14 protein-coding genes, 2 pseudogenes and 1 riboswitch are annotated in these 15,964 nt (G+C 72.0%); of the genes and pseudogenes, 4 read left to right on the forward strand and 12 right to left on the reverse strand.

Translation table 11 applies throughout. From position 1 onward, the window contains the following. Positions 1 to 245: 245 nt before the first annotated feature. Positions 246 to 1,619: a peptidase C39 family protein gene (locus ACH4NX_RS31510; RefSeq protein WP_398128361.1), complete on the reverse strand. Its 1,374-nt coding sequence runs from the start codon at positions 1,617 to 1,619 to the stop codon at positions 246 to 248. Between the two features lie 210 nt (positions 1,620 to 1,829). On the opposite strand from ACH4NX_RS31510, the gene ACH4NX_RS31515 reads away from it, so the two are divergent. Then, a complete protein-coding gene (locus ACH4NX_RS31515) occupies positions 1,830 to 2,450 on the forward strand; it encodes a hypothetical protein (protein WP_351394450.1) in 621 nt (206 codons plus the stop codon). A 431-nt stretch (positions 2,451 to 2,881) separates the two neighbouring features. Beyond that, positions 2,882 to 4,747: an AAA family ATPase gene (locus ACH4NX_RS31520; protein WP_351394523.1), complete on the forward strand. Its 1,866-nt coding sequence runs from the start codon at positions 2,882 to 2,884 to the stop codon at positions 4,745 to 4,747. Positions 4,748 to 4,766: 19 nt separating this feature from the next. Here ACH4NX_RS31520 and ACH4NX_RS31525 read toward each other — a convergent pair. The 10 genes and pseudogenes from ACH4NX_RS31525 to ACH4NX_RS31570 form a co-directional block, all read right to left on the reverse strand. Next, a pseudogene (locus ACH4NX_RS31525) lies at positions 4,767 to 4,937 on the reverse strand (CBS domain-containing protein); the annotation flags it as partial. Continuing rightward, a complete protein-coding gene (locus ACH4NX_RS31530) occupies positions 4,910 to 5,179 on the reverse strand; it encodes a transposase (protein ID WP_398128438.1) in 270 nt (89 codons plus the stop codon). The pseudogene ACH4NX_RS31525 and the gene ACH4NX_RS31530, both read right to left, overlap by 28 nt. A 111-nt stretch (positions 5,180 to 5,290) precedes the next feature. Continuing rightward, a pseudogene (locus ACH4NX_RS31535) lies at positions 5,291 to 5,992 on the reverse strand (hypothetical protein); the annotation flags it as partial. 181 nt (positions 5,993 to 6,173) lie between these two features. Next, positions 6,174 to 6,653: a PH domain-containing protein gene (locus tag ACH4NX_RS31540; protein ID WP_351394447.1), complete on the reverse strand. Its 480-nt coding sequence runs from the start codon at positions 6,651 to 6,653 to the stop codon at positions 6,174 to 6,176. Positions 6,654 to 6,699: 46 nt separating this feature from the next. After that, on the reverse strand, positions 6,700 to 7,584 hold the full coding sequence (gene hisG / locus ACH4NX_RS31545) for an ATP phosphoribosyltransferase (protein ID WP_398128362.1): 885 nt from the start codon (positions 7,582 to 7,584) through the stop codon (positions 6,700 to 6,702). A 48-nt stretch (positions 7,585 to 7,632) separates the two neighbouring features. Next, positions 7,633 to 7,905 carry a phosphoribosyl-ATP diphosphatase gene (locus ACH4NX_RS31550; RefSeq protein ID WP_122617146.1) on the reverse strand — a complete coding sequence of 91 codons (273 nt, stop codon included), beginning with the start codon at positions 7,903 to 7,905 and terminating at the stop codon, positions 7,633 to 7,635. A 34-nt stretch (positions 7,906 to 7,939) separates the two neighbouring features. After that, entirely contained in the window at positions 7,940 to 8,425 is a 486-nt protein-coding gene (gene ribH, locus ACH4NX_RS31555; protein ID WP_279565742.1) for a 6,7-dimethyl-8-ribityllumazine synthase, read from the reverse strand. A gap of 21 nt (positions 8,426 to 8,446) precedes the next feature. Further along, positions 8,447 to 9,736: a bifunctional 3,4-dihydroxy-2-butanone-4-phosphate synthase/GTP cyclohydrolase II gene (locus ACH4NX_RS31560; RefSeq protein WP_351394441.1), complete on the reverse strand. Its 1,290-nt coding sequence runs from the start codon at positions 9,734 to 9,736 to the stop codon at positions 8,447 to 8,449. After that, the gene (locus ACH4NX_RS31565; RefSeq protein WP_398128363.1) at positions 9,733 to 10,377 is read right to left on the reverse strand and encodes a nicotinamide riboside transporter PnuC; all 645 of its coding nucleotides are present in this window, start codon (positions 10,375 to 10,377) and stop codon (positions 9,733 to 9,735) included. Before ACH4NX_RS31565 ends, ACH4NX_RS31560 begins: the two co-directional genes overlap by 4 nt. Then, entirely contained in the window at positions 10,374 to 10,985 is a 612-nt protein-coding gene (locus ACH4NX_RS31570; RefSeq protein ID WP_351394436.1) for a riboflavin synthase, read from the reverse strand. The genes ACH4NX_RS31565 and ACH4NX_RS31570 overlap by 4 nt, the downstream gene beginning before the upstream one ends. A gap of 151 nt (positions 10,986 to 11,136) precedes the next feature. Further along, a riboswitch (FMN riboswitch) is annotated at positions 11,137 to 11,267 on the reverse strand. A 216-nt stretch (positions 11,268 to 11,483) separates the two neighbouring features. Between ACH4NX_RS31570 and ACH4NX_RS31575 the strand changes: the two genes are divergently transcribed. Beyond that, positions 11,484 to 13,859: a chitinase C-terminal domain-containing protein gene (locus ACH4NX_RS31575; RefSeq protein WP_398128364.1), complete on the forward strand. Its 2,376-nt coding sequence runs from the start codon at positions 11,484 to 11,486 to the stop codon at positions 13,857 to 13,859. 299 nt (positions 13,860 to 14,158) lie between these two features. Then, complete coding sequence (locus ACH4NX_RS31580; protein WP_351394430.1) at positions 14,159 to 14,593, forward strand: hypothetical protein; 435 nt, start codon at positions 14,159 to 14,161, stop codon at positions 14,591 to 14,593. Between the two features lie 120 nt (positions 14,594 to 14,713). Here the strand turns inward: ACH4NX_RS31580 and ACH4NX_RS31585 are convergent, their stop codons facing one another. Further along, the gene (locus ACH4NX_RS31585) at positions 14,714 to 15,925 is read right to left on the reverse strand and encodes an ROK family transcriptional regulator (protein ID WP_351394427.1); all 1,212 of its coding nucleotides are present in this window, start codon (positions 15,923 to 15,925) and stop codon (positions 14,714 to 14,716) included. Positions 15,926 to 15,964 lie beyond the last annotated feature (39 nt).

Raw genomic sequence — 15,964 nt, forward strand, 5'->3', positions numbered from 1 at the left:
GTGGCCGTGACCCTGGACGCCGTCCCAGTGCTCTGCCCAGCGGGACCTGCCCCCACAACAGATCCGCGACGACGACTTCGCTTCCGGGCTCGACCGGGTCCTCGACGGCCTGACGTCCCGGCTCGGCGCCTGAACGGTGACCGTGTCCGACTACGGCCGGGTCCTGCCGCGCGGCGGGGTGTCCCTGTTCCGGCCCGACCGGAGCGAGGTCGGGCCGGAAGGGGCGGCCGTGGCGCCGCACATGCTCACAGCAAGCCGAACGACTTCAGGACCCTGCGCTGACTCGGTGCCGGCTCAGCGGGGAAGTAGATGTAGCAGATCCCTCCCGTACCACTCCTGACCTGCCCGTTCGCGTCGTAGCGCTTCGTACGGAGCCAGATGTTCTCCCACTCGCGCCGCTCGTAGACGCGGCGCACGGACTCGTTGTCGTCCGAGGCCGGGTCGTTGGCGATCACGTCGCCGTCGGCGGTGAAGCCGATCACGGTCATCAGGTGGCCCGCGGTGCCGTAACCGGCCCCGGTCAGCTCCTCCTCCAGGAAGGACTGGGACGTGATGACCGGGATGCCGGCCGCGATCAGCCTCTCCAGGTCGGTGAGGGAACCGAGGCGGGTGACCACGCCCCGGAGGCCCTCGAAGGTGGCCGCGTAGGCGGCGTTGAAGGGCCAGTTGCCGCAGCCGGCGTACTGGTGGTCGTACGTGTACCGGGCGGCATGGCACACCTGCGGGTCGGCGTAGGAGGGGTCGACCCACGCGAGCTGCTCCTCGGTGAGCCGGCCGCCCCAGTACTCGATGATCATCTGCGAGGAGGTCGGACTGCACCACGCCTCGCCGCCGTTGTCGTACTCGGGGTACTGGCCCTTGTGGATCTCCTGCGAGTAGCGCGGGACGCGCAGCTCCCGGGCGAGTGCGGGGGTGGAGGCCGGGACGGTGAAGCGGTCGGGCACGTCGGAGCCCATCGCGCCGAGCCGCCAGACGGTGGGCGTCGCCCTCGTGCCGGGGCGGCGGTGGAGGGTGAGCCTGAGCCGGCAGGAGGCCAGGCGCAGGCCGGTGGAGGCGTCGTCGACGGCGAACGTGTCCGTCCAGACGCTGCTCCTGCCGTCGCCCTGGCCGTCGACCGAGGTCCGCTTGACGTCCTGGTCGCCTGCCGCCCAGCGGCCCATCACGTACCAGGGGGTGTCCGTGCCGTCGGAGTAGGTGCCCTTGAGCTCGACCTGGATCCAGGTGCCGCTCGGGGTGTGCGCGTTCCAGGAGGCGATGACCTCCGTCGAGGGCACGGCGAGCCGGTGGACGGGCGAGGTCCAGGTCGCGTACTCCCAGGTGGCGGCGCTGCCGGTGTGCGGGTCGGTGTACTCGGTGGTGCCGGCCGGGGCGCCGATCACGACACCGGGCCGCGCGCCCGCGACGGGACGGGCACCCTGCGCGGTGCCGCGCCGCCAGTCGCGGAACGTGGTCCAGGCGCGGTAGTCGACCGGTCCGGCGGGGGCCCGGTCGGGGTCCGCGCGGCCGGCGACCGCGCCGGGCGTCGCTTCTGCGGTGGCCGGGATCGCGCTGCCCGCCACGGCGGCCGCGACGGCGGCGGTCAGGACGGTTCTGCGTGACGGCTGTTCGGCTCTGCTCATGGGCGGAAGACCCCCAGGTGTCCGAGTCGGGCGGGTCCGTTGCACGGTTGTGCGCCAACTATGGCCGCAGGTGCCCGCTCCTGCCAGCACTTGAGCGCACGCCACGCCACGAACATTGGTGTGGACCGGTGGCGTGGAGAGTGAGTGGAGCGACGCGGTTAGAGTGCGGGACGAACGCCGACCGTCCCTTCGCACCGCCCAGGACCCGCCATGCGCGACCTCGCAGCCCGGCTCCGCCGGCTTCCCCCGTCCTGCGGGCCGGTGCGCCTGATCGGTGTCGACGGGTACGCCGGTTCCGGGAAGTCCACGTTCGCCGGGCTGCTCGCCGCCGAGCTGGGTGACGCGCCGGTGCTGCACCTGGACGACATCGCCAGTCACGACGAGCTGTTCGACTGGACCGGGCGGCTGCTGAGCCAGGTGATCGAGCCCCTGCGGCGCGGTGACACCGCGCACTACGCCCCCTACGACTGGCGGGCCCGGTCGTTCGCGGCGTCCCGCCCACTGCCGCCGGCCCCGGTGGTCCTGGTGGAGGGGGTCGGCGCCGGGCGCGGGGCACTGCGTCCGCACCTGGCCCGGCTGCTCTGGATGGAGCTGCCGCGCGAGGAGGCGTGGGCGCGCGGCAGAGCGCGCGACGGAGCGGAGCAGCGGACGTTCTGGGACGGGTGGATCCCGGCAGAGCGCCGGCACTTCGCCGGCGACCCCTCGCGCCCCTACGCGCACCTTCTGGTACGGCAGAGAGAAGGGGGGTACGAGGTGTTCCCGGGGCCCGCGGGACCTGCTTCCCCGGCCCAGTTCCTCACGCAGGGTGACGGACCCTCCGCAATGTGCTGAACTCGTGAAGATCGCCGCCCGGCGGTCGGCCGGAGAGCCTCAACTCCGCTTGACCCGGGGGCCGTACAGGTCTTACGTTCTGAATGTGCGGCAGTTCGAAGCCGCCGGCAGACGCGAAGCCCCCGGTTGTTCCCCCGTGATCGGGGGCTTCGTTCTGCCCTGAGCGCGTTTTCCGGCTGCTCCATGGCGCGAACCGCTCACCCTCGGTCACCGATCCGTGTGCGCCCCGTCCGCTCCCACCTGGCGCAACGGCCTGTCCCGGCACCCTTCGGAGGAAAGACCGCCGCGGGTACGATGCACCTCGGTGCGACCTACGGGCGGTTGCCGCGCGCACCTTGCAACTCCGGTCCACGGCGCAGCCGTTGACCGAGGCGGCCGACGGGCGACGGCTCGGCGGCATACCGACGGGGGCACGGTACGTGGGGGACGGCATGGACTTCGGCACGCAGGGCCCGCAGGCCCCGGCCGACCTCGCCTGGCTGCGCGGCGTGGACGCCTACACCATGGGAGCCTATCCGCAGGCGGAGGAGGAGTTCCGCACCGCGGTACGCGTCGATCCCGCGATGGCCGACGGCTGGCTGGGTCTGCACGCGCTGCGCGTCGACACCACCAACGCGCTGCTCAGGATGTTCCGGCACCGGGAGCGCTTCGGCGAACAGCGCGCCCGCCATCGCCGTACGCTCAACTCCTGGTACTGGCTGGGCTGGTGGGTGCAGCCCGTACTGGAGCACCCGCGCGATCTGCTGCTGGCGCACGCCTCCCACTGGCTGGACGGCCGCCACGTCCCGGAGCTGGACCGGGCGCTGGCCGGCCTGCCGCCGGTGGACGCCGACCCCCAGGTCCGCTTCCTGCACGCCTGCCGCGCCTACCTCGTCAAGGACTGGGAACAGCTCGTCCGGCACACCGACCCGTTGCTCGGCGATCCCCTGCTGGGCATCGAGGCCGGACTGTTCAGTGGCATGGCCCGGGTACGCCTGGAGATGTACGGACAGGCCGAGCCCCTGCTGTCGGCGGCCCTCATGCGGTGCCGCAGCGAGCAGCCGCAGCGCAAGGAACTGCGGTACTGGCTGGCGCGGGCGCACGAGGGCACGGGCCGCAGCGCCGCCGCGCTGCCGCTGTACCGGGCCGTGCACCGCGTCGACCCCGCCTTCATGGACACCTCGGCCCGGCTGGCGGCGATCGCCGAGAGCGACGGCTACGACGACGCCGCCGACCTCGCGGGGCTCGCGCAGGCCGGTATGGGACCGGACGGCCTGGACGGTGTCGACGGACTCGACCCCCTCTTCGGCACCGAGGAGCGCGGCCTCAAGCTCTCCGCCCCCGAGCCGCCGCTGACCACTGCGCTGCCCTCGCTGACCGGACCTTCCGTGCGGGAGAAGGCCGACGGACCGGATCCGTCCCTGCCCACCGGGCCCACCGACCCCGCGTTACTGGAGGAGGCACTCGCCGAGCTGGAGCGCATGGTGGGGCTGGATCCGGTGAAACGGCAGGTCAAGGCCTTGTCCGCGCAGCTGAACATGGCTCGGTTGCGGGCCGGCCAGGGCCTGCCGGTCCAGCCGCCCAAGCGTCACTTCGTCTTCTCCGGCCCCTCCGGCACCGGCAAGACCACCGTGGCCCGCATCCTGGGCCGCGTCTTCTACGCCCTCGGCCTGCTCGGCGGCGACCACCTCGTGGAGGCTCAGCGGGCCGACCTGGTCGGCGAGTACCTCGGCCAGACCGCCGTGAAGGCCAATGAACTGATCGACTCCGCGCTCGGCGGCGTCCTCTTCGTCGACGAGGCGTACTCCCTGTCCAACTCCGGTTACGGCAAGGGCGACGCGTACGGCGACGAGGCCCTCCAGGTGCTGTTGAAGCGGGCCGAGGACAACCGCGACCACCTGGTGGTGATCCTGGCCGGCTATCCGGAGGGCATGGACCGGCTTCTGACCGCCAACCCGGGGCTCTCCTCCCGCTTCACCACCCGGGTCGACTTCCCCTCGTACCGGCCGCTGGAACTCACCTCCATCGGCGAGGTCCTCGCCGCCGAGAACGGGGACGGGTGGGACGAGGAGGCACTCGACGAGCTGCGGTCGATCGCGGGGCACGTGGTGGACCAGGGCTGGATCGACGAGCTGGGGAACGGGCGGTTCCTGCGGACGCTGTACGAGAAGAGCTGCGCGTACCGGGATCTGCGGTTGTCGGTGTATCCCGGGGTGCTGACCCGGGACGACCTGGCCACGTTGCGGTTGCCGGATCTGATGCAGGCGTACGGGGAGGTGCTGTCGGGGCGGGGGCCGCAGGACCCTCCGGGACTGTGAGGCGCCGCCCCGGCCGGCCCTAGGTCGCCAGCGTGACCTCTCTGCGGGCCGGGTCCCCGACCTCTCCCACCAGCAGCTCCAGTACGTCCTCCAGGGCGACCAGGCCCAGGACCCTTCCCGACGCGTCCGTCACCTGGGCCAGGTGGGTGGCCGCTCGGCGCATCACCGTGAGCGCGTCGTCGAGCGGGAGTCCGTTGAGGTCTTGCACCAGCTCCACAGACAGACACGGCCAGCCCCGCGGCGGGCCTTGGCCCGGTCGGCTCCGTCGCCCTTCGCCTTGCGGGCAAGGGAACGCTGGGCCTTCGCCAGGCGGGCACGGTCGGCGCGTTCACGCCGGGGATTGGCGATCTTCTCCCCGGTGGAGAGGGTCAGCAGGTGCTCCAGGCCCACGTCCACGCCGACCGCCGTATCGGTTGCCGGGAGCGGCTTCACGGTCGGGTCGTCACACAGCAGGGAGACGAACCAGCGTCCGCCGGATCCCGCGAGACGGTCACGGTGGACGGCGATGCCCCTTCGGGCAGGGGCCGCGACCGCACGATGTCCAGCGGGCCGGCCATCTTCGCCAGCGTCAGTCTCCCGTCGCGGAAGCGGAAACCACTGGTGGTGTACTCGGCCGACTTCCGCGACTTCTTCCGCGACTTGAAGCGCGGGTACCTGGCCCGCTTGCCGAAGAAGTGGGTGAACGCGTTCTGCAGGTGCCGAAGTGTCTGCTGCAAGGGGTACGGAGGAGACGTCGTTGAGGTTGCACGGGTATCCACGGAGGAACGCAGGTGGACCCTGCCCGACGATCTCGTCGATCCTCTCCCGGTGGACGGGGAAGCGGGACAGGCCGGTGGCGCGGGTCAGGTTGACGACATCCTGGGCGGTGGCCGAGGAGTGCGGGGCGCTGACCTTCACGCGCGGGGTCATGACGTGCTGCGCGGTCAGTTCGCCCAGGGACAGGGTCCGTACGAAGAGGGCCGGCGGTGTCCTGTTCCAGGGCGCCGGCCCGGGCGGAGTGCCGGGCCAGGGAGACCAGTTCGCCGGGGGTGCGGGCGGAGGCCGGAAGGACAGCTCCTTGAGGGACTCGACGACCCGGCGGGCGCGCCGGTCACCGTCGGCGGCGGCCTGCTCGGCGTCCGGTCGTTCGACGGTCACCAGGCCGAACTCGGCCGCGACGAAGGAGCCGTTGGCGAGGATCAGCGGGAACGCGGCCGCGAGGAGCAGCAGGGGGTGGTCATGTTGCCGCCGCCTGTGGGGAGTCACAGCGGGGGGGGCGGCGCAGGTACCGCGGGACGCACCGTCCATCGCCGGAGGGAGTCACTCCTCGGACAGCGGGAACCCCCGCGCACCGGGTGGAGCGACAGGGGCGAGGACGCGACGGCCGCGTCCTCGTTCCCAGATCAATCACGAGAAGGGTGCCCGCGGCAGGGGCGCTGCCCGCGCGTCAGCCGCGGGGCGCCTCGGGGGCGGCGCCGGACCGGGCCTCGGCGAGGGCGCGCAGAGCACGCGCGTCCTGGATGGCGCGCTGCCGGGCGATGCCCGGCTGGATGCCGAGCGCGGGCAGGCTGGTGCCGTCGCTGAGGTCCAGGAAGGCCCAGGGGTCGCCCTGCCGGAGGTTGACCCGCAGGATCTCGGCCCAGGCGAGGCGCCGCTTGGTGGTGAGGTTGACGACGGTGACGCCCGCGTCGTCGGCGGTGATCCGGGGCCTGGCCAGCAGGAACAGGACCCCGGCGAGGACGAGCGCCGTCAGCGCGAAGCTGAGGCGCTCCCCCGTGCCGAGGCCGTCCAGCAGCATGCCGACCGCCGAGATGGTCACGAACGTGCCGACGGCGAGGACGGACAGGACCACACGGGTGCGCCCCGGCCGGAAGGTGACGGGCAGGGCGGGCAGGTCCGGCGTGGTACCTGGCGTGGTGTCGGGCATGACGTGGCTCCGGGTGGTGCTCGCAGGCGACGGTGCGGACGGCCGTTCAGAGGCGGCAGGCGTGGATGGCCGTGGTCAGGATGGCCCGGGCACCGATCTCGTACAGGTCGTCCATGATCCGCTGGGCCTCCTTGGCCGGGACCATGGCGCGGACGGCGACCCAGCCCTCGTTGTGCAGCGGGGAGACGGTCGGGGACTCCAGGCCGGGCGTGAGCGCGACGGCCTTCTCCAGCTGCTCCACCCGGCAGTCGTAGTCCATCATCACGTACGTCCGGGCCACCAGGACGCCCTGGAGGCGGCGCAGGAACTGCTGCACCTTGGGCTCGGTGGTGTCGTCGGGCTCCGCGCCCGAGCTGGGGGCACCCCCGGACGAAGTCTGGGGGAGGATCACGATGGCCTCGGACTTCATGATGGGCTCGCCGAAGACCTCCAGGCCCGCGTTGCGCAGGGAGGTTCCGGTCTCGACGACGTCCGCGATGACCTCGGCGACACCGAGCTCGATGGCGGTCTCGACGGCGCCGTCGAGGTGGACTACGGAGGCGTCGACGCCCCGGTCGGCCAGGTGCGCCGCGACGATGCCCTCGTAGGAGGTCGCGACGGTCCGGCCCCCCAGGTCCTCGATGCCGTTCGCGGTGCCCGGCTTGCCGGCGAAGCGGAAGGTGGAACGGGCGAAGCCGAGCGGGAGGATCTCCTCGGCGTCGGCACCGGAGTCGATCAGCAGGTCGCGGCCGGTGATGCCGATGTCGAGCTTGCCGGAGGAGACGTAGATCGCGATGTCCCGGGGGCGGAGGTAGAAGAACTCCACCTCGTTCGTCGGGTCGACGACGCGCAGTTCCTTGGACTCGCGGCGCTGCTGGTAGCCGGCCTCATGCAGCATGTCCCCCGCGGGGCCTGAGAGGGAACCCTTGTTGGGGACGGCGATGCGCAGCATGAGGTCGGCTTCCTTTGTGTGAAGGGGTGGAGAAAAGGGGGTTCGGCTTTACAGGTGGGCGTAGACGTCGTCCAGGGAGATCCCGCGGGCGACCATCATCACCTGGACGTGGTACAGCAGCTGGGAGATCTCCTCGGCCGCCGCCTCCTTGCCCTCGTACTCGGCGGCCATCCAGACCTCGGCGGCCTCCTCGACGACCTTCTTGCCGATGGCATGGACCCCCTTGTCCACCAGCTCGGCGGTGCGGGAGGTGGCGGGGTCGCCGTTCGCGGCCTTGTGCTGGAGCTCGGTGAAGAGCTCCTCGAAAGTCTTATTGGACATGGTGGCGCCCACTTTACGCGTAGTGCCGACCGGCCTAACGCCACGGTTCGGATACTGAGCGGAGCGTGGCCGCCGTGGCGACGGCCGCGGTCACCGCCTCGTGGCCCTTGTCCTCGCGGGAGCCCTCGATGCCGGCCCGGTCCAGGGCCTGCTCCTCGGTGTCGCAGGTGAGCACGCCGAAGCCGATGGGGACACCGGTGTCGACCGAGACCTGGGTGAGCCCCTGGGTCACGCCCTGGCACACGTAGTCGAAGTGGGGAGTGCCGCCGCGGATGACGACGCCGAGGGCGACGATCGCGTCGTAGCCGCGGCCCGCGAGGACCTTGGCCACCACCGGGAGTTCGAAGCTGCCGGGGACCCTGAGCAGGGTCGGCTCGTCGATGCCCAGCTCGCGCAGGGCGCGCAGGGCGCCGTCCACCAGTCCGTCCATCACCTTGTCGTGCCACTGTGCCGCGACGACGGCGACCCGCAGGTCGCCCACGTTGCGTACGGACAGCTCCGGTGCACCCTTGCCGCTCACGTCTCTCCTCGTGTCCCTTGCTTACTGGTTGCCGCAGGTGGACACGGGCGTCGTGTCCAGCCAGGGCAGGTCGTGTCCCATCCGGTCCCGCTTGGTGCGCAGGTAGCGGAGGTTGTGCTCGCCGGCCTGGACGGGCATCGGCTCGCGGCCGGTGACCTCGATGCCGTGCCGTTCGAGGGCGTCGCTCTTGTCCGGGTTGTTGGTCATCAGGCGCACGGCGCGCACGCCGAGGTCGGTGAGGATCTGGGCGCCGGCGCCGTAGTCGCGGGCGTCGGCGGGCAGGCCGAGTTCCAGGTTGGCGTCGAGGGTGTCCCGGCCGCGCTCCTGGAGTTCGTAGGCGCGCAGCTTGGACATCAGGCCGATGCCGCGTCCCTCGTGACCGCGCAGGTAGACGGCCACTCCCCTGCCCTCGGCCTGGATGCGGTCCAGGGAGGCGTCCAGCTGGGGGCCGCAGTCGCAGCGCTGGGAGCCGAAGACGTCGCCGGTGAGGCACTCGGAGTGGATGCGGACCAGGACGTCCTTCCCGTCGCCGATGTCGCCGTGCACGAGGGCGACGTGCTCGACGCCGTCGACGGTGGAGCGGTAGCCGTACGCCGTGAACTCGCCGTGCCGGGTGGGCAGCCGGACCTCGGCCTCGCGGCGGACGGTGGGCTCCTCGCTGCGGCGGTAGGAGACGAGGTCCTCGATGGAGATGATCGTCAGCCCGTGCTTGCGGGCGAACGGGATCAGCTCGGGCAACCGCAACATGCGCCCGTCCTCGCCGGCGATCTCGACGATCGCGCCGGCCGGGCGCAGGCCCGCGAGGCGGGCGAGGTCGACGGCGGCCTCGGTGTGGCCGCCTCGGACGAGCACGCCGCCGGAACGGGCGCGCAGCGGGAAGATGTGCCCGGGGCGGACCAGGTCGGCCGGCTCGGCGGTGCCGCTCGCCAGGAGCTGGAGGGTGGTGGCGCGGTCCGAGGCGGAGATGCCGGTGCTCACGCCGTGCGCGGCGGTGGCGTCCACGGAGACGGTGAAGGCGGTCTTCATCGACTCGGTGTTGTCGTCGACCATCTGCGGCAGGCGGAGCCGGTCCAGTTCCTCGCCCTCCATGGGGGCGCAGATCAGGCCGCGGCACTCGCTCATCATGAAGGCGACGATCTCCTCGGTCGCCTTCTCGGCGGCGATGACGAGGTCGCCCTCGTTCTCGCGGTTCTCGTCGTCGACGACCACGACCGGGCGGCCGGCGGCGATGTCGGCGACAGCCTGTGCGACGGGGTCGAGGGTGAGGTCCTCGTAGCCGTCCGTGCTGTAGAGGATGGGTGCCGTGCTCATGCGGGCGCTCCTTCCGGGACGGGCCGCGCCGCGGTGCGGGAGCGCAGCCACCAGTCGCGCAGGCCCCACAGGACGAGCGCGCCGTAGATGACGTAGACGAAGCCGGAGAAGGCGAAGCCGTTGGCGAAGTTCAGCGGGACGCCGACCAGGTCGACCAGCAGCCAGGCGAACCAGAACTCGACCATGCCGCGTGCCTGGGCGTACATGGCGACGACGGTGCCGACGAAGATGTACGCGTCCGGCCAGGGGTCCCAGGACAGGGTCGGGAAGGCGGTGAACAGGCCGCCCACCGCGAGGGTGCCGACGGCGGCCGCGGCGAGCAGGGCGGCGCGCTCGCGCCAGGTGGCGAACCGGACGGCGATGGAGCCGTCCTGGGTCTGCTGCCGGCCGCGGTTCCACTGCCAGAAGCCCCAGGCGGCGACGACCATGACCACGATCTGCTTGCCCGCGCTGCCGGAGAGGTGTGCGGTGGCGAAGGCCGTGAAGAGGATGAGCCCGGAGACGAACTGCACGGGCCAGGTCCAGATGGAGCGCCGCCAGCCGAGCGCGAGGCCGAGCAGACCGATCACGTTGCCGATCATGTCCGACCACATGATGTGCTGGTCGAAGAGCGTGAACGCCTCGGAGTTGAGCCAGTTCACTTGCTGTCTCCCTGGACGGCCCGGGCGCCGAGCAGGCGCTCGACGTACTTGGCGATGACGTCCACCTCGAGGTTGACCGGGTCGCCGGGCTGCTTCAGGCCGAGCGTGGTCAGGGCGAGGGTGGTGGGGATCAGGCTGACGGTGAAGAAGTCGGGGCCGGCGTCGACGACGGTGAGGCTGATGCCGTCGACGGTGATGGAGCCCTTCTCCACGACGTAGCGGGCGAGGTCCGCGGGCAGGGAGATCCTCACGAGTTCCCAGTGCTCGGAGGGCTCGCGCCCCAGGATCTCGCCGGTGCCGTCGACGTGGCCCTGCACGATGTGCCCGCCGAGGCGGGCGCCGACGGCGGTGGGCCGCTCCAGGTTGACGCGGGAGCCGGTGGTGAGGACGCCCAGGCCGGAGCGGTTGAGGGTCTCCGCCATCACGTCCGCGGTGAACTCGTCGCCCTCGTGGTCGACGACCGTCAGGCAGACGCCGTTGACGGCGATCGAGTCGCCGTGCCGTGCGCCTTGGGTGACCACGGGGCCGCGCAGGCGGAAGCGGCAGGCGTCGTCGAGGGTCTCGACGGCGGTGATCTCGCCCAGCTCTTCGACGATTCCGGTGAACACTTCCCGGGTCCTCCTGCCTCTTCGGGCACGGACTCCGGGGCTGTCGGGAACGACAGATGTCGCGAGCGAGAACACCGGGAACGACGCCGCACGGGACCCGCCCGGCGACGGGCGAGCCCAGAGGTCGGCGGCGCGCACGTGTGCTCGCCCGCCGCGCACTGCCTCCCATCCGGACTTTAACCGTCGGTCCAGGAATTTCACCTGGTCAACCGGCCGCTGGAAGCGACCGGGTCGCGGACTGTAACCGCCGGTTCGGACTTTCACCGACCCCGGAGTGCGCTGCTTCTGGTACAGGGCCAGTGTGCCACGCCTGATCGCAGTCCATGCGGACGGAGTGTGTGGAGTGGCTCACAGAACGCTGCCGCGGGAGACCCCGCCGTGCCACGACCGCCCCCAACTGGAGACCTCCCGCCTCATCTTGAGATTGGTCCATACCTATTGACTCACTGGTCTAGTCCTCTCTAGGGTCTGCGCAACTTCCGTGGAGAGGAACCGACTGTGCCTTCCCCGTCACGCTCCAGATCCCGCCGCAGAGCGGGGCCGGCCCTGTTCGCGGCTGTCGCCGCCGTCGCCGGCCTGCTGTTCGCCGGCCTTCCGGCGACCGCCTCGCAAGCCGCCGACCAGGAGAGCTGTCGCCCCGACGGGCTCTACCGGACCCCCGGCGTCGACGTCCCCTACTGCTCGGTCTACGACTCGGCGGGCCGGGAGAAGATGGGCGCGGACCACCCGCGCCGCGTGATCGGCTACTTCACGAGCTGGCGCACCGGCAAGGACGGCAAGCCCGCCTATCTCGCCTCCGACATCCCGTGGGACAAGATCACCCACATCAACTACGCCTTCGCCCACGTCGACGGCGGAAACAAGCTCTCCGTCGGCCCGGACAGCGAGAAGAACCCGGCGACCGGCATGACGTGGCCGGGGGTCGAGGGCTCCGGGATGGACCCGGATCTCCCCTACAAGGGCCACTTCAACCAGCTGAACAAGTTCAAGAAGCAGCACCCGGACGTCAAGACGATGATCTCGGTGGGCGGCTGGGCGGAGACGGGCGGCTACTTCGCCGGCGACGGCACGCGCGTGGACTCGGGCGGCTTCTACTCGATGGCCACCAACGCCGACGGCTCGGTCAACCGGGCGGGCATCGAGACCTTCGCCGACTCCGCGGTCGACTTCGTCCGGAAGTACGGCTTCAACGGCGTGGACATCGACTACGAGTACCCGACGACGATGAAGGACGCGGGCAACCCGCTCGACTGGTCCTTCGCGAACGGCCGCCGGGCCGGGCTGGTCAAGGGCTACGCGGCTCTGATGAAGACGCTGCGCGAGAAGCTCGACCGCGCGGGCGCCGCGGACGGCAGGCACTACCTCCTCTCCGTCGCCGCGCCGTCCTCCGGATACCTGCTGCGCGGCATGGAGACCTTCCAGGTCCAGAAGTACCTGGACTACGTCAACATCATGTCGTACGACCTGCACGGCGCCTGGAACGAGTACGTCGGCCCGAACGCCTCCCTCTTCGACGACGGCAAGGACCCCGAGCTCGCCGCCGGGGGCGTGTACTCCACCTCCCAGTACGGCGGTATCGGCTACCTCAACACCGACTGGGCCTACCACTACTTCCGCGGCTCGATGCCGGCCGGGCGCATCAACATCGGGCTGCCGTACTACACGCGGGGCTTCAAGAACGTCACCGGCGGCACCGACGGGCTCTGGGGCAGGGCACCCTCCACGGACTGCCCGGCCGGCTCCGGCCTGACCAAGTGCGGCGACGGCGCGGTCGGCATCGACAACCTCTGGCACGACCTGGACACGAGCGGCGAGGAGTCGCCCGCGGGCTCCAACCCGATGTGGCACGCGAAGAACCTGGAGAAGGGCGTCGTCGGCGACTACGTCACCGACTACGGTTTCCCGGCCGACACGAAGCTGACCGGGACGTACGCCCGCAAGTACGACTCCACGCTGGTCGCGCCCTGGCTGTGGAACGCCGAGAAGAAGGTCTTCCTGTCGACCGAGGACGAGCAGTCGGTCCGGGCCAAGGCGGACTACGTCGTCGACCGGGGCATCGGCGGCACGATGGTGTGGGAGCTCGCGGGCGACTACGCCTGGGACGCGGGCAAGGGGCAGTACGTGCCCGGCTCGACGCTGACCGACACGATGTACGACACGTTCAAGAACGCCTCCCCCTACGGTGCCCAGCGCGCCACGATCGACATGCCGGCCGAGGCGCTCGACGTCGACGTGGAGTTCGGGGAGTTCCCGCTCGGCGACTCCAACTACCCGATCAGCCCCAAGCTGAAGATCACCAACAACACCGGGACGGCGCTGCCCGGCGGTACGGAGTTCCGGTTCGACTACGCCACCTCCGCGCCCGGCAACGCCAAGGACCAGTCCGGCTGGGGCACGTCGGTGATCCGCAGCGACCACACGGGCGGCAACGCGGGCGGCCTGAAGGGCGACTACCACCGCGTCTCGCTGAAGCTGCCGGCCTGGCAGTCGCTGGCGCCGGGCGCGTCCACGACGGTGGACTTCGTCTACTACCTGCCGGTGTCGACGCCGTCGAACTGGACGGTCTCCTTCGGCGGGAAGACGTACGCCCTGACGGGTGACCTGGCCAGGGGCACGACCGAGGCGGACCCCGGGGATCAGACGCCGGCACCGACCCCCACGCCCACGGGCACGCAGTCGCCGGGCCCGAGCCCCAGCCCGACGGACGGCGCCGGGCAGTGCGCGGCCCCGGCCTGGACGGCGGCCACGGAGTACGGCAGTGGCAGCACGGTGTCCCATGAGGGGCACTCGTATAAGTCCAAGTGGTGGACGAAGGGCGAGGAGCCCGGCACCACCGGTGAGTGGGGTGTCTGGCAGGACCTGGGCGCCTGCTGAACCCCGGCAAGACCGGCCCGGCGGCGGTGACGAAGCCCTTGCCCGCCGCCGGGTCTCCCACATCCCTTGCCGGACCTCTGGCAGGGTGAGGCGCGTGCCGGCCGCGAACGCCGGGGAGTCCGAGCGCCACCGGCCCCGTCCGTCCGGCCCGGCCCACCGGTGAAGGTGCCGCTCCCGGGGAAGGCTCACCCGGGGTTCCGCGCGGGCGGACCCCTCGTGCCCGGCGGGCGGTCGGCGGGAGGACGGTCGAGGGAGTGTCCGGCGGTGCGATTCGACGGCGGGATGCGGGGGCGGAGCTGATGAGCAGACGGGCGTGGCTGCGGACGGGTCTGGCGCTGCTCGCCGGGGCGCAGGTGGCGCTGGGGCTGTGGGTCCTGCTGCTGCCCGAGCTGTTCTGGAAGTGGCCCTGGGTGTCGCATCTGCCGCCTTACAACGAGCATCTGCTGCGGGACTTCGGCGGGGCGAGCCTGGCTCTCGCCGTGGTGCTGTGCGCGGCGGTGGCCGCGATGGAACGGCGGCTGGTGGTCACGGCGCTGGTGGCCTACCTGGTGTCCTCCGTCGTCCATCTGCTCTTCCACGCCCGGCATCTGGAGCCGCTGTCGGCGGCGAGCGGCGCGGGGTTCATGGTGCTGCTGGGAGCGGCGGTGCTGCTACCGGCGGTGCTGCTGTGGATGGCGGCGGACGGGGACGCCTTCCGGGAGCCGGGCCACACGGCGCGGCGGCCGGTGCCCTGAGAGGGGGACGTCGGGAGGGCCGGTCGGCCACCGGCGCCGCGCGGCGCCGCCGCACCCGCCTGTACCGCCCCGCGACGCGACCGCCCGCTGCCGAGGAGGCCGCGTCCGGCGCGCGGCGGGCTACCGCTCCGGCGGGGCGAACAGCACGTCCTGGGCGCGGTCGCGGGCGGTGAGCAGGGCCCCGCGCAGTACGGCACCGCCGCCCAGCGTGCTGGGCCGCACCTCGGTGGCGAGCGGTGACATCCGGGTGAGGCGGTGCTGGACGCGGGCGGCGAGTGTGCCGGCGCCGGCCCGGCCGATCTCGCCGGCCAGCACCAGGCAGCCGGGGTCCAGCACGGAGACGACGGCCGCGGCGCCGACGGCGACCCGGTCGGCGAACGCGTCGAGGAACCGCTCCGCGGCCTGATCCGGTTGGCCTCCCCGGTCCGTCGACGACCGGCGCACCGCCTCCCGTACCAGCGCGGCGGCATGCGGCTCGGGCCCCTCGGGCACCGCCGTCACGCCGTGCCGTGCCGCGAGGGCGGCCACCGCCGCCGCCCCGGCCACGGAGTGGAACCCGCCGTCGCAGTCGGTGGCCGACGGCAGGCCCGAGGTGCCCGGTACCGGCAGGAAGCCGATCTCGCCCGCGCCGCCGGAGACACCCCGCCGCAGGATGCCGTCGAGGACGACCGCGGCGCCGATACCGAGGCCGAGCCAAAGCAGGACGAACGTGTCCCGGTCCCGGGCTGCCCCGTCGCGCTGCTCGGCCAGGGCGGCGAGGTTGGTCTCGTTCTCGACCCCGAGCCGCGCCTCGGGGTACCTCTCCCGCAAGGCCGCCATCAGCCGGCGGTGCCACTCGGGCAGGCCGCCGGAGTCGCGCAGTTCACCGCCGGCCGGGTCGATCAGGCCGGGCACGCCGATGCCGACGGTGTGCAGCCGCTCGGCGCCCGCCTCCTTCGCCGCGCGCTCGACCAGGTTCACCGCCTGTTCCACCGCGGGGCCCGTCCCGGTGCTGTCGCCGATCGGCACGGACGCCTCGGCCAGCACCCGGCCGAGCAGGTCGGAGACCAGTACGGCGACGCTCTCGGTGCGCACGTCGAGGGCGGCGAGGTGGGCGCGCCCGGCGACGATGCCGTACAGCTTGGCGTTCGGCCCGCGGCGCTGCTCGCCCGACTCCCCCGCCACCTCGATCAGGCCGGAGACGGTGAGGCGTTCGACCAGGTCGGCGACGGAGGGCCGGGACAGGCCGGTCAGCTGCTTCAACCGCCCTGCCGTCAACGGGCCCTCCCGCTGGAGCAGGTCCAGTGCGAGCCGGTCGTTGATGGCCCGGGCGGTGCTCGGGGATGCGGGCATGCCGGGATCCTTCCAGATCGGCGGCGCGGGGGTGCGCGC

The sequence above is a fragment of the Streptomyces sp. NPDC017225 genome, assembly GCF_044331465.1.
GTDB lineage: Bacteria > Actinomycetota > Actinomycetes > Streptomycetales > Streptomycetaceae > Streptomyces.

Excerpts from the sequence above, each read along its gene's own strand:
- ACH4NX_RS31510 (WP_398128361.1), bottom strand. The coding sequence starts at position 1,619 with ATGAGCAGAGCCGAACAGCCGTCACGCAGAACCGTCCTGACCGCCGCC.
- ACH4NX_RS31515 (WP_351394450.1), top strand. The coding sequence starts at position 1,830 with ATGCGCGACCTCGCAGCCCGGCTCCGCCGGCTTCCCCCGTCCTGCGGG.
- ACH4NX_RS31520 (WP_351394523.1), top strand. The coding sequence starts at position 2,882 with ATGGACTTCGGCACGCAGGGCCCGCAGGCCCCGGCCGACCTCGCCTGG.
- ACH4NX_RS31540 (WP_351394447.1), bottom strand. The coding sequence starts at position 6,653 with ATGCCCGACACCACGCCAGGTACCACGCCGGACCTGCCCGCCCTGCCC.
- hisG (WP_398128362.1), bottom strand. The coding sequence starts at position 7,584 with ATGCTGCGCATCGCCGTCCCCAACAAGGGTTCCCTCTCAGGCCCCGCG.
- ACH4NX_RS31550 (WP_122617146.1), bottom strand. The coding sequence starts at position 7,905 with ATGTCCAATAAGACTTTCGAGGAGCTCTTCACCGAGCTCCAGCACAAG.
- ACH4NX_RS31560 (WP_351394441.1), bottom strand. The coding sequence starts at position 9,736 with ATGAGCACGGCACCCATCCTCTACAGCACGGACGGCTACGAGGACCTC.
- ACH4NX_RS31580 (WP_351394430.1), top strand. The coding sequence starts at position 14,159 with ATGAGCAGACGGGCGTGGCTGCGGACGGGTCTGGCGCTGCTCGCCGGG.
- ACH4NX_RS31585 (WP_351394427.1), bottom strand. The coding sequence starts at position 15,925 with ATGCCCGCATCCCCGAGCACCGCCCGGGCCATCAACGACCGGCTCGCA.